The sequence below is a fragment of the Streptomyces sp. NPDC088246 genome, from assembly GCF_044741025.1.
GTDB lineage: Bacteria > Actinomycetota > Actinomycetes > Streptomycetales > Streptomycetaceae > Streptomyces.
Window position 1 is genome coordinate 1 of the sequence record NZ_JBIURV010000004.1, and the last position, 11923, is coordinate 11923.

At 70.3% G+C, this 11923-nt stretch carries 11 protein-coding genes; 6 read left to right on the forward strand and 5 right to left on the reverse strand.

Going from position 1 to position 11923, the window contains the following annotated elements; genetic code table 11:
- Positions 1 to 88: 88 nt before the first annotated feature.
- The 4 genes from ACIPEK_RS07410 to mshD all read right to left on the reverse strand — a co-directional run bounded on the left by ACIPEK_RS07410 (position 89) and on the right by mshD (position 3401).
- Complete coding sequence (locus ACIPEK_RS07410) at positions 89 to 1087, reverse strand: ABC transporter permease (protein WP_401991871.1); 999 nt, start codon at positions 1085 to 1087, stop codon at positions 89 to 91.
- Positions 1084 to 1980, reverse strand: coding sequence for an ABC transporter ATP-binding protein (locus ACIPEK_RS07415; RefSeq protein WP_401991874.1), 897 nt, complete (start codon positions 1978 to 1980; stop codon positions 1084 to 1086). The genes ACIPEK_RS07410 and ACIPEK_RS07415 overlap by 4 nt, the downstream gene beginning before the upstream one ends.
- Entirely contained in the window at positions 1977 to 2387 is a 411-nt protein-coding gene (locus ACIPEK_RS07420) for a GntR family transcriptional regulator (RefSeq protein ID WP_401991877.1), read from the reverse strand. Before ACIPEK_RS07420 ends, ACIPEK_RS07415 begins: the two co-directional genes overlap by 4 nt.
- Positions 2388 to 2477: 90 nt before the next feature.
- Entirely contained in the window at positions 2478 to 3401 is a 924-nt protein-coding gene (gene mshD, locus ACIPEK_RS07425; RefSeq protein ID WP_401991880.1) for a mycothiol synthase, read from the reverse strand.
- Between the two features lie 297 nt (positions 3402 to 3698).
- Here mshD and ACIPEK_RS07430 point away from each other — a divergent pair, with 297 nt between their 5' ends.
- Positions 3699 to 5537, forward strand: a complete 1839-nt coding sequence (locus tag ACIPEK_RS07430; RefSeq protein WP_401991883.1) for a bifunctional metallophosphatase/5'-nucleotidase — start codon at positions 3699 to 3701, stop codon at positions 5535 to 5537.
- 114 nt (positions 5538 to 5651) lie between these two features.
- Here the strand turns inward: ACIPEK_RS07430 and ACIPEK_RS07435 are convergent, their stop codons facing one another.
- Positions 5652 to 7145 carry an MFS transporter gene (locus tag ACIPEK_RS07435; RefSeq protein WP_401991886.1) on the reverse strand — a complete coding sequence of 498 codons (1494 nt, stop codon included), beginning with the start codon at positions 7143 to 7145 and terminating at the stop codon, positions 5652 to 5654.
- A gap of 259 nt (positions 7146 to 7404) precedes the next feature.
- On the opposite strand from ACIPEK_RS07435, the gene ACIPEK_RS07440 reads away from it, so the two are divergent.
- The 5 genes from ACIPEK_RS07440 (at position 7405) to ACIPEK_RS07460 (ending at position 11835) form a co-directional block, all read left to right on the forward strand.
- On the forward strand, positions 7405 to 7776 hold the full coding sequence (locus ACIPEK_RS07440) for a YciI family protein (RefSeq protein ID WP_401991889.1): 372 nt from the start codon (positions 7405 to 7407) through the stop codon (positions 7774 to 7776).
- Positions 7773 to 9017 carry an RNA polymerase sigma factor gene (locus ACIPEK_RS07445; protein WP_401991892.1) on the forward strand — a complete coding sequence of 415 codons (1245 nt, stop codon included), beginning with the start codon at positions 7773 to 7775 and terminating at the stop codon, positions 9015 to 9017. Before ACIPEK_RS07440 ends, ACIPEK_RS07445 begins: the two co-directional genes overlap by 4 nt.
- 15 nt (positions 9018 to 9032) lie before the next feature.
- Positions 9033 to 9677, forward strand: a complete 645-nt coding sequence (locus tag ACIPEK_RS07450) for a DsbA family protein (protein WP_401991895.1) — start codon at positions 9033 to 9035, stop codon at positions 9675 to 9677.
- Between the two features lie 194 nt (positions 9678 to 9871).
- Positions 9872 to 10732, forward strand: coding sequence for a TIGR03620 family F420-dependent LLM class oxidoreductase (locus ACIPEK_RS07455; protein ID WP_401991898.1), 861 nt, complete (start codon positions 9872 to 9874; stop codon positions 10730 to 10732).
- Positions 10733 to 10941: 209 nt separating this feature from the next.
- Positions 10942 to 11835, forward strand: a complete 894-nt coding sequence (locus ACIPEK_RS07460; RefSeq protein ID WP_401991901.1) for a phosphatidylinositol-specific phospholipase C — start codon at positions 10942 to 10944, stop codon at positions 11833 to 11835.
- The last annotated feature ends 88 nt before the right edge of the window (positions 11836 to 11923 follow it).

Here is an 11923-nt window from a genome sequence, read left to right on the forward strand (position 1 = left end):
CCCCCTTCGCGTCGACTCCCTCCTCCGCCTTGGAATCGCACGCACCAGACCGCGTCCGCTATCCGATCGGAGGTCACCCGACAGGCTCTCAGCCGTGGTGGCGGCGCAGCACCCGGAAGGCGAGGGCGACGGCGAGCGCGGCCAGGGCGAGCAGGATGCCGGTTTCGACGAGCTGGAGCGGCCAGAAGTGCGAGGCGGGGTGGTAGTCGGCGAAGTACGTGATGCCGCCCTGGTTGCGCAGGCAGCTCGCGGGGTCCTCAGGAATCGTCGTGCCGGCCCTGAAGCAGTCCTTCCAGTAGATCTCCTTGCCGGAGGCGGTGAGCATGCCCGACTCGATGTGCCAGGCGTGACCGCTCGGGCCGTCGTCGCCGAGGACGCGGGCGGTCGGCCAGAGCTCGTAGCGGCGCTTGCCGAACCCCAGCATGACCGTGCCCAGGGCGAGGGCTGTGAGGCTCATGGACAGGACGGTGCGGCGTACGGCCACGGCGCACAGGGCGCCCACGGCCAGGGCCAGCAGGGCGTAGGCGACGGCGGTCGGGCCGAGGGCGGGTTGGACACCGTTCTCGTACCAGCCCAGTCCGGAGGCGTTCGGGTTGCTCTGCAAGCCCGACCAGCCCCATCGGTAGACGAGGATGAGCACGGTCATCCCGGCGGTCACCAGAGCCGCGGGCAGGGCGAGCCGGGCCGCCAGCCACTGGGCCGGGGAGACCGACTGGGCCCAGGCGAGCCGGAACGTACCGCTCTCCAGCTCGCGGGCGACCAGCGGTCCGGCGACGAAGAGGCCGATGAGCCCGGCGAGCAGCAGGACGACGGTCCCACCGCCTGACAGATACGCCTCGGCGGCGGCGCGGGCGTAGGTGGGCTGGTAGGTGTCGTCGCCGCAGCGGGTGATGTCGCCGTCGGCGCAGAGCTCGTCCGAGCTCGCGACCGCGACCCAGATGCGGAGCCCGACCACGATGGCGATGCCCAGCACCAGGAGTGCGCCGGCCGCCCACAGGGCACGGCGGTGCTGGCGGAGAAGGACGCGGACGGGGCCCCGCAGCCCGGCGGCGGGTGCGACGGGCGCACGCAGACCGATGGCGCTCATACGGCAGCCACCTCCTTGCCGGCCTCGGCGCTCGGCGTCAGCAGAGCAGGCGCCTGGGGCGACCGCAGATGCGCCAGCAGCAGTTCCTCCAGCGAGGGCTCCGCGGCTTCCCAGACGGTGGCGTCCACGGGGCCCTGCCTCCGTACCAGCGCCGTCTGCAGCCGCCCCGCCGTGCGGGACTCGACGACGGTGTGCGGGGCGGTGTCCCGCACCGGACCGGTGAGCAGGGTGTGCGCGGCGAGGAGGTCGTCCGTCTCGCCGCCGAGGCGGACCCGGCCGCCGTCGACGAGCAAGAGGTAGTCGCAGGCGCCCTCCAGCTCGGTGAGGATGTGCGAGGACATCACGATGGTGGTGGAGTGCTCGGCGGCCTCGGCCATCAGTGCGCCCATCAGCTGGTGGCGGGCGAGGGGGTCGAGATCGGCCATCGGTTCGTCCAGCAGGAGCAGTTCGGGCCGCTTGCCGAGGGCGAGGGCCAGTGCGAGCCGGGTGCGCTGGCCGCCGGAGAGGCTGCGGACCCCGGCGTCGCGCGGGAGCTTTCCGGCGATGCGTTCGGCGGTGTCCTGGTCCCAGGTGGCGGGGTTCAGCTCGGCGCCCGCCCAGAGCGTCGCGGCGACCGTCAACTGCGGGTACAGCGGCTTGTCCTGGGCCACGAAGGCCATCTGGGCCCTTGACTCCCCGGGCGCCCCGCCCAGCACCCGTACCGTGCCCTCCGCGGGCCGCAGGAAGCCCGCCGCGAGGGCGAGCAGGGTGGACTTGCCCGCACCGTTGGGGCCGACGAGGGCACACACGCGTCCGACGGGCAGCCGGAACGAACAGTCGCGCAGCGCCCAGCCCCCGCCCCTGCTCCGGTACTTCATGCCGAGGCCGACGGCCTCGATCGCAGCGCCTGTCATCCGGCCTGATCCCCCTTGAAAGTCTTGTCCAGTACGGCGGTGAAGAGCGCGCTCACGTCGTCCTTCTCCAGCCCGGCCGCGCGGGCCCGGCGGGCCCAGTCGGCGAGCTCGGCGCGCAGCGGCGCGTCGTCGGCGGCAGCGGCGCCGCCGAGGGTCCGCGTGACGAAGGTGCCGAGCCCGCGCCGGGCCTCGACGAGGCCCTCGCGTTCCAGCTCCCGGTAGGCCTTGAGCACGGTGTTCGGGTTGATGGCGGTGGCCTCGACGACCTCGCGTGCGGTGGGCAGCCGGTCGCCGGGCTGCAGCAGGCCGAGGCGGAGGGCCTGTTTGGTCTGCTGGACGATCTGGAGGTACGTGGCGACGCCGCTGCGCCGGTCGATGCGGTACTCGACCGCTGCGGACTCTGCCATGTTCACCCCTTTCACTAATTAAGTAGTGGAAGAGTGGCGTAAAGAAGGGGCGACGTCAAGCGACGCCGCCCCCGGGCGAGTTGTGGCTGCTCAGGACTCCGTGCGGTACATCAGGTCCATCTCGTGCGTCGCGAAGCCCATGCGCTCGTAGACGGTCAGAGCCGCCTTGTTGTCCGCGTCGACGTAGAGCATCGCGGTCGGCAGCCCCTCGGCGGCCAGGTGGCGCAGCCCGATCGCGGTGAGCGCCTTGCCGAGCCCGCCGCCCTGCGCGTCGGGCCGGATGCCGACGACGTACACCTCGCCGAGGTGCTGATCGGCGTGCACCTTCGTCCAGTGGAAGCCGATCAGCTCGCCGTCGCGCTCGGCCAGGAAGAAGCCCTTCGGGTCGAACCAGGGTTCCGCCTTGCGGTCGTCCAGGTCGCGCTGGGTCAGCGAACCCTGTTCGGGGTGGTGGGCGAAGGCGGCGCGGTTCACCGCGAGCCAGGCGGCGTCGTCCTCGCCGGGCACGAAGGTGCGGACGGTGACGCCGGGCGGCAGCACCGGCTCCGCGATGTCCAGCGGACTCAGCGGGCGCCGCAGCTGACGCAGTTCGCGGAAGAGGGAGAGGCCGAGGACCTGCGAGAGATGCCGGGCCGCGGACTTCCCGCCGTGCGCCCACACCCGCAGCCGCTTCCCGGTCACGGCGAGCAGCGCCGCACCCAGTGCCCGCCCGTGCCCCTGCCCGCGGTACGCCGGATGCACGACCAGCTCGGCGGCCGGCGCCTCGACGGGGTCGGTGTCCTCCAGCTGCGCATACCCGACCAGGGTCGGCCCACTGGTGAGCAGCAGATGCCGCACCCCCTCACGCCGCCCGCCCCGCAGCTGCAGCCGCCCCTGCTCGGACACGGCCTGCCTGCCGTCGGACCGGGCCGCCTCGGCGAGCAGCTCGGACACGGCTCCGGCCTGTTCGGGGGAGAGCACTTCGAGCGTCTGGATCTCGCGTCCGGGGGCGGGGAGAGGTACGTCAGTCGTCATGTGTACGAGCGTACGGGGGGTGAGGGGGGTTGTGGCCCGGGCAGCACTGCGTGCGTGCTGACGGCCGGGGCCTGGTTTGCGCCCCGGCGTGTACTCGGCCGTCGGCCGGTCGCGGCTCTCGGCGATATGTACGCCATACCGGTGATGTGCGGTGGTCGGCTCCGATACCGACCGCATGGCAACCAGTTCGTAACCCCGGAAACCTGTCGCGCTACGCGCGTTGACCCTAGGCTGCGGCACGAAGTCTCCAGACTCGCCATCACCCTCAAGCCTCCCGCTGAACTCACAAGGGGACCGATGTCAGCGACACCACAGAAGAACCGCGCGCCCCGGCGGGTGCTCGCCGCCGCGGCCGGGCTCGCCACCGTCGGCGCGCTCGTCGCCGCGATGCCGGCCGGCGCCCAGGACCGCGGCCATGGGCACGGCCACCACAAGCCGGCCCGTACCGTCGACGTACAGCTGCTGTCCTTCAACGACCTGCACGGGAATCTGGAGCCGCCGGCCGGCTCGGGGGCGGGCACGGTCACCGAGACGCAGGCCGACGGCACGCCCAAGCCGATTCCGGCCGGTGGCGTCGAGTACCTCGCGTCCTCACTGCGTACCGCGCGCAAGGGGCACCCGTACTCGATCACCGCGGCCGGTGGTGACATGGTGGGCGCGAGCCCGTTGCTGTCCGGTCTCTTCCACGACGAGCCGACCATCGAGGCGCTCAACAAGATCGACCTCGATGTGACGACCGTCGGCAACCACGAGTTCGACGAGGGCGCCACCGAGCTGGCCCGCCTCCAGAACGGCGGCTGCCACCCGGTCGAGGGGTGCTACGAGAAGGGCAAGAAGTTCCAGGGCGCCGACTTCCCCTACCTCGCCGCCAACGTGACGAGCGAGAAGACCGGCAAGCCGATCCTCAAGCCGTACACGGTGTGGAAGAAGAACGGCGTCAGGATCGGCTTCATCGGGGTGACCCTGGAGGGCACGCCGAACATCGTCACAGCCAACGGCGTCAAGGGCCTGAAGTTCCACGACGAGATCGAGACGATCAACAAGTACGCCGAGGAGCTGGACAGCCAGGGCGTCAAGTCCATCGTCGCGCTGATCCACGAGGGCGGGGCGCCCGCCTCCGCCTCGTACAACTACGACTGCGACAGCTCCGGCGCCGGTGACGGCATCTCCGGGCCGATCACCGACATCGCCAAGGGCATCACGCCCAAGGTCGACGCGCTGGTCACGGGCCACACCCACCAGGCGTACGTCTGCACGATCCCGGACCCGGCGGGCAACCCGCGCATGGTCACCTCGGCGTCGTCGTTCGGCAAGCTCTACACCGACACGACCCTCACCTACGACCGCCGCACCAAGGACATCGTCCGTACGTCGGTGAAGTCGGCCGGAGCCTCGAACCCGAAGTCGGCGAACCACATCGTCAGCCGGGACCAGCGCAGGGCCAGGGACATGACGAAGCTGATCGCCCGCTGGAACGCCCTCGCGGCGCCCATCGCGAACAAGCCGCAGGGCTACATCACCGCCGACATCGACGGCCGCAGCTCCAAGGCCCTTGAGAAGCCGCTCGGCAACCTGATCGCGGACGCCCAGTTGGAGGGCCTGGCCCCGGCGGACAAGGGCGGGGCGGTCGTCGCCCTCATGAACCCGGGCGGCATCCGGGGGGACCTGGTGTACGCGTCGGCCGACGGCAAGTCCGACGGGGTGGTGACGTACGGGGAGGCGTTCACCGTGCAGCCCTTCACCAACATGATGAACGTCGTCGACCTGACCGGCGCCCAGCTGATCACCGCGCTCCAGCAGCAGGTCAGCGGCTCCAACGAGGCCGGCCCGAAGATCCTTCAGGTGTCCAAGGGCCTCACGTACACCCTGGACATGACGAAGACGGGTGCGGCCCGCGTGGTGACCGACACCATCAAGCTGGACGGTGCGGCGATCGACCCGGCGAAGACCTACCGCGTCGCGATGAACGAGTTCCTGGCGGGCGGCGGCGACGGCTTCGCGGCACTCGGCCAGGGCACCAACAAGCTGGTCGGCGCGTCCGACCTGGACCTGTTCAACGCCTACCTGGCGGCCCACTCCACGGCCGCCGCGCCGCTGGCCCCGCCGGCGACGGACCGGATCACGGTCATCCAGTAACTCCCGTACGCGGGTGAGAGGGGCGGTGGGCCGGCGGGCCCACCGCCCCGCTGCGTGTGACGGGGTGACGGGGGTTTTCGGGCAGGACGACCACGGCGTCGCCCTCGGCAGGTTCTATGAGCGGGTCGCCTCGTAGTCGGGGAGTGCGGCCGGGGTGGTCCGGGTTGCCGGGCGCATGGTCAGGATCAGTACGGCCAGCCCGGCGAAGACGACCGCGGCGACGACGCCGGTGACGTGCAGGCCGGCGGTGAACGCCTCCCGCGCGGTGTGCAGCAGTTCCGCGCTCTCGTCGGCGGGAAGGTGCCGACCGGCGGCGACCGCGCCGGCCAGCGAATCGGACGTGCCGTCCGTCCGGCTGCGGTAGATCACTGCGGCCACCGTGCCGAGCAGTGCGAAGCCGAGCGAACCGCCGAAGTAGTTGCCGGTCTCGGACATCGATGCCGCCGAGCCGGCGCGTTCCGGCGGTACGGACCCGACGACCAGCCCGGTGCCCAGCGCGAAGAGTGGGCCGGTGCCCAGCGCCAGTACGGCGATCCCGGTCATCACCAGCGGCAGGGCGCCCGCACCGTCGACGCCGACGAGCAGCAGGCTGCCCAGCGCCGATCCCACCAGCCCGCCGGCGATCGCGGTCGTCTGCTTCATCCGCCGGGCCAGCGCCGGCGCGGTCATGGTGCCGACCGCCACGCCCAGGCCCATCGGTGCGAACAGCACCGCCGACGCGACCGGCGAGAAGCCCAGCACGCTCTGCAGGTACTGGGTCACCAGCAGGCCCGTACCGGCCATGGCGATACCGGCGAAGACCAGCGCGACGAGTACGGCCGTGAACGGGCGGTTGCGCAACAGCCGCAGGTCGAGCAGCGGCGCCTGAAGCCGCAGTTGCCGGCGTACGAAGACCAATCCGGTGGCCGCGCCGACGACGAGGGCCACCGCCGGCACGACCGGCACGCTCTCGACGGTCAGCTGCTTGATGCCGTAGACCATCAGAAGCACCGCCACGAGCGACAGCCCGACGCTTGCCGGGTCCAGCCGGCCGGCCCGGTCGCTGCGGAACTCCGGCAGCAGGACGGGCCCGGCCAGCAGCAGCAACGCCATCGCCGGCACGGCGACCAGGAACACCGATCCCCACCAGAAGTACTGGAGCAGGAACCCGGCGAGCACGGGCCCGAGCGCGCCGCCGGTGAACTGGCAGGTCGCCCAGATCGCGATGGCCTTCCCACGCTGCCGTTCGTCGCGGAACATGTTGGTGATCAAGGCAAGTGTGGACGGCGCCAGGGTCGCGCCGGCGACGCCCAGCAGCGCCCGCGCGACGATCAGCATCAGCGGGTCGACCGCGAAGGCGGCCACGACCGAGAACACCGCGAACGCCGCTGCGCCGATCATCAGCAGCCGTCGGCGGCCGATCCGGTCGCCGAGCGTACCCATCGTGATGACCAGGCCGGCCACCATGAATCCGTAGCTGTCACTGATCCACAGCTGCTGGACGTTGGTGGCACCCAGGTCGGCGCTCAGCCGTGGGAGCGCGAGAAGCAACGCCGTCGCGTCGATCGCGACGAGCAAGGTCGGCAGCATGAGGACGACCAGTCCCAGCCATGCCCGGTTGACTCGCATATCCGAAACTCCCTGTTCTCTCGACGTTTCGCCGGTTGGTCGGAGTGGTGGAGAGCTTCTTGACATCGGTACGGACGGACATCTTTCGCGTCTGCCACGGAGGGGTGTCACCGGAAATGACGGCCTCTCGGTCCGGGCGACGCGACGCCGGAAAACTCCGTGCGAAAGTTCTGGCGGAGGATGTCAAGACGACGACGGCGGCTCCGACCAACCGGTCGAAGGGCCCGATCCGGGGCTCGCGAACCACGAGGAGTACGAGATGCAGTTCCTGATCAGCATGCATATGAACCCGGCCGTGCTGGACGCGCTGACCGACCAGGAGAAGGCGGCGATCGGCAACGGCCACGGCGCGTTCATCGAGGCGCTGAAGACGTCCGGCGAGCTGATCACCACGCAGGCGCTGGTCGACCCGTCACAGGCCGCTGTGGTGTCCGTACGCAACGGCCAGCCGGTGGTGACCGACGGACCCTACCTGGAGGCCAAGGAGTACCTGGGCGGCTTCTACCTGATCGACTGCGAGAACAAGGAGCGGGCGATCGAGCTGGCAGCGCAGATCCCGGACACCGCGGTCGAGGGCCTGGGTGTCGAGGTGCGGCAGGTGATGTTCGCCGACGGACAATTGGAGGCATGACAGCATCAGCCATCGAGGACCTGCTGCGTGAGCTCACGCCGCAGGTCCTCGGCACGTTGGTACGCCGGAACGGCCGGTTCGAGGGGTGTGAGGACGCCGTGCAGGAGGCCGTCCTCGCCGCCACCGTGCAGTGGCCGGCCGAGGGAGTACCGAACAACCCGCGCGGCTGGCTGGTGACGGTCGCCTCCCGGCGGCTCATCGACCAGATGCGCAGCGAGCAGGCGCGCCGCGAGCGGGAGTCGGCGACGGCCACCGAGGTGGTGCCCAAGGACGTACCGGACACCGACGACACGCTCGTCCTGCTCTTCCTGTGCTGTCATCCGACGCTGACCGCGGCCTCCCAGACCGCCCTGACGCTGCGGGCGGTCGGCGGCCTGACCACTGCCGAGATCGCCCGCGCGTTCCTGGTGCCGGAGGCCACGATGGCGGCCAGGATCAGCCGGGCCAAACAGCGCATCAAGGCCGCCGGAAGCTCGTTCACCCTGCCGGACGGCGCGGAGCGCGAGGAGCGGCTACGGGTCGTCCTGCATGTGCTGTACCTGATCTTCAACGAGGGCTACACCGCCTCCTCGGGCAGCGAGCTGCACCGCGCCGACCTCGCGCACGAGGCGATCCGGCTGGCCGGGATGGTGCACGCGCAGCTGCCCGAGGACGGCGAGGTGACCGGGCTGCTCGCGCTGATGCTGCTGACCCACGCCCGCCGGGAGGCGCGTACGACGGCGGCCGGCGACCTGGTGCCGCTGGACGAGCAGGACCGTACGAAGTGGGACCGCGGGCTGATCGGCGAGGGGCTGGAGCTGGTCAAGGCGTCGCTGGCCGGCCCGACGCTGGGGCCCTACCAGCTGCAGGCCGCCATCGCCGGCACGCACGCCGACGCGGCCACGGCCGAGGAGACCAACTGGCCGCAGGTGCACGCCCTTTACCTGGTCCTGGAACGGATCGCGCCCAACCCGATGGTCACCCTCAACCGGGCGATCGCGCTCGCCGAGACCGAGGGCCCGGCGGCCGGGCTGGCCCTGCTGTCCACATTGGACAGTGACGGGCGGATGGCCGGGCATCACCGGCTGCTGTCCGTACGGGCGCATCTGCTGGAGAAGACCGGCGACACGGCAGGGGCGTACGAGCACTACCGGCGCGCAGCGAAGTCCACCGCCAGCATCGCCGAGCAGCGCTACCTGGAGTCCCGGGCGAGCCGGGTGGCACGCCTCGTACCACAGGTGCCGGGACCGAAGCAGTGCTGAGTCACAGCCACTGAAATGGCGATCGCCGCCGTCCTAGGGGTTCGTGTGGCGTGTGGGGTGCGTACGGGTTATGCGACCGACGCCGACATACCGGAGTCGCTCGGTGCGGACGGGACGACCATAGTGGTGGGCGATGAGGACGCGGGTACCACTGTGCAGCTCTTCGAGGATCTGCGCTGTCCTGCCTGCGAGGAGTTCGAGACGCAGGGCGCCGGGGCCGAGCTGAACGGGCTGGCCCAGCGCGGTTCGGTGCAGATCCACTACACACTCGCATCGTTCCTCGACGGCAAGCTGGGCGGCAACGGCTCGAAGAAGGCCGTGAACGCGCTGCGCGCCGCACTGGCAGAGGACAAGTTCGTCGAGTACCACCGGGTCCTGTACGCACATCAGCCGGATGAAGTCGTCGACGGCTTCACCGACGACTTCATCCTGAAGATGGCGTCCCGCGTCGAGGGCCTGCGCGGGCCGGGCTTCGGCACCGCGGTCCGGACGATGAAGTGTCAAGCGTTCGTCGACGCATCCGAGAATGCCTTTGAGCACTCCGGGGCCGGCGGTACGCCGACGCTGAAGGTCAGTGGCGCAGAACTGCCGGAGTTCAAGAAGGGCCACCTTGCCGACTACGTCGGGGAGCCCTCCTGGATCACCCGACTGGATCTGTGACCCACCGGGGGCGCGCCGCAGAAGCTGCGTCGGATCCCAACTCGGCTCCGGTGCACGTTCCGTGAGAACGATCGGCGGGTCGGCCGAGGCTTCCGGACACCGTCGGCATGAGTTTTGGACACCACGGGGAATCCTGCGAGGAGGGGCCCGGCCGTAGCGATAGAAAGGCAGTCCCCGATCGAGGAGGACCGCCTGTGGAACTCGGACCGTTCGGCATATGGGGCCTGGCCTTCACGCACGGGGACCGGCGCGAAGCGCAGGACGCCGCAGCAGAGCTCGAAGAGCTGGGGTACGGAACGCTCTGGCTCGGCGGCAGTCCGGGCGGCAACCCCAGCGGGGACCTGGTCACTGCCGCCGAACTCCTGGCCGCGACAAGGCGAGTAGCGGTCGCGACCGGGTGTGTGTCCATCTGGGAACAACCAGCCGACCGGCTCGCCGCCGCCTACCACGCACTGCCCGAGCACCAGCGGGCCCGGCTTCTGGTAGGGCTGGGCGTCAGCCACGCCGACTTCGTCGACCGCTACCACCGCCCCTACGCGGCGCTCGGCTCGTACCTGGATGAACTGGATGCCGCTGCCCCTCCCCTGCCGTCCTCCGCACGCATCATCGGCGCGCACGGCCCACAGATGACCCGTTTGGGCGCTGCCCGGTCAGTGGGGGTGCATCCCTACCTGGTGGATGTGGCGCACACCGCACGGGCCAGGTCCGATCTGGGAAGCCGGCCCCTGCTGGCAGTGGAACAGACCGTCATCCTGCACACCGATCCGGATTCCGCCCGCTCACAGGCCCGCGCCATGCTCGTCCCGTACCTGGAACTGGCCAACTATCGTGGCGCATGGCTGCGCGTCGGCTTCACCGACGAAGATCTGGCCGACGGCGGCAGCGACCAACTGATCGACGCCCTGTTCATCCACGGAAGCCCTGACAAGGTTGCGGCCCGACTCACGGAGCAGCAAAAGGCCGGAGCCGACCACCTTGCCCTTCAGATAGCCACCACGGACCATCGTCTTTTCCCCCGCACGGCATGGCGCGACCTTGCTGCGGCACTGTTCTGAGATGTACCCGTGGGATCACCACTCCGCGTCGGCTTGCCCCCGGCACCCGCGCCGGGTGCCGCTCCCCTGAGAGAACGTCGAGATCGCGTCGGCTCTCTCTCCCGGAATCCGATTCGGGGGAGGGCTGCCGTCGAACCCGTTCCGTTGGTGTCGTGCACCCGTCATAATTTGGCGGCTGACCCCCCACAGCAGACGGAGGCATTCCCCGCATGAGTCCCTACACCGCCACTCGCCGGAACTTCCTGGCCGGCGCTCTCGCCGCCACCGCCACCGTTGTCGTCGGCGCGGGCCCCGCCACCGCCGGGGCCCGGCAGGTCCTCGCCACCCAGGACTGGATGGGCGCCGTCCCCGATGCCACCGCGTTGCAACGCCTCACGATCCCCGGTTCGCACGACTCGGGGGCTCGCTACGGTGGTCCGTGGACCGAGTGTCAGAACACCACCGTGGCCGAGCAGTTGACCAGCGGGCTGCGGTTCCTCGACGTGCGGTGCCGGGCCACAGGTGACTCGTTCGCGATCCACCACGGCGCCTCGTACCAGAACCTGATGTTCGGCGATGTGCTCGGCGCCTGCTGGGACTTCCTGGCGGCTCACCCGGGCGAGACCGTGCTGATGCGGGTCAAGCAGGAGTACTCCGAGGAGAGCGACGCGGAGTTCCGGCGGATCTTCGACCTCTACCTCGACGTCAAGGGGTGGCGGCCGTTGTTCCGTATCGGCTCCGCGCTGCCCTCGCTGGGTGAGGCGCGCGGCAAGGTCGTACTGCTTGCCGACAACGGCGGTCTGCCCGGGGTCCGTTACGCCGATTCGGAACTCTTCGACATCCAGGACGACTACATGGCGGAGCCGTTCGCCAAGTATCCCAAGATCGAGGCCCAGTTCCGCAAGGCCGCGCAGCAGCCCGGGAAGCTGTTCATGAACTACGTCAGCACCGCCGCCCTGATGCCGCCGCGCTGGAACGCGGACCGGCTCAACCCGCAGGTGCAGTCGTTCCTGGACGGATCGGAGGCGGCGGGCTGGACCGGGCTCGGGATCGTCCCGCTGGACTTCCCCGCCACCCGGTCCGGCCTGGTGGAATCGCTGATCCGGCACAACCCCGGGGTCTGAGTGCTCCCGGCGGCCGCGGACCCTTACGAGATCGAGGTGCTCCGGCCGGACGATTTTCTGCTGGACATGCTCGACCTGGCCCCGGTGG

Excerpts from the sequence above, each read along its gene's own strand:
- ACIPEK_RS07460 (WP_401991901.1), top strand. The coding sequence starts at position 10,942 with ATGAGTCCCTACACCGCCACTCGCCGGAACTTCCTGGCCGGCGCTCTC.
- ACIPEK_RS07440 (WP_401991889.1), top strand. The coding sequence starts at position 7,405 with ATGCAGTTCCTGATCAGCATGCATATGAACCCGGCCGTGCTGGACGCG.
- ACIPEK_RS07435 (WP_401991886.1), bottom strand. The coding sequence starts at position 7,145 with ATGCGAGTCAACCGGGCATGGCTGGGACTGGTCGTCCTCATGCTGCCG.
- mshD (WP_401991880.1), bottom strand. The coding sequence starts at position 3,401 with ATGACGACTGACGTACCTCTCCCCGCCCCCGGACGCGAGATCCAGACG.
- ACIPEK_RS07430 (WP_401991883.1), top strand. The coding sequence starts at position 3,699 with ATGTCAGCGACACCACAGAAGAACCGCGCGCCCCGGCGGGTGCTCGCC.
- ACIPEK_RS07420 (WP_401991877.1), bottom strand. The coding sequence starts at position 2,387 with ATGGCAGAGTCCGCAGCGGTCGAGTACCGCATCGACCGGCGCAGCGGC.
- ACIPEK_RS07415 (WP_401991874.1), bottom strand. The coding sequence starts at position 1,980 with ATGACAGGCGCTGCGATCGAGGCCGTCGGCCTCGGCATGAAGTACCGG.
- ACIPEK_RS07410 (WP_401991871.1), bottom strand. The coding sequence starts at position 1,087 with ATGAGCGCCATCGGTCTGCGTGCGCCCGTCGCACCCGCCGCCGGGCTG.
- ACIPEK_RS07445 (WP_401991892.1), top strand. The coding sequence starts at position 7,773 with ATGACAGCATCAGCCATCGAGGACCTGCTGCGTGAGCTCACGCCGCAG.
- ACIPEK_RS07450 (WP_401991895.1), top strand. The coding sequence starts at position 9,033 with ATGGCGATCGCCGCCGTCCTAGGGGTTCGTGTGGCGTGTGGGGTGCGT.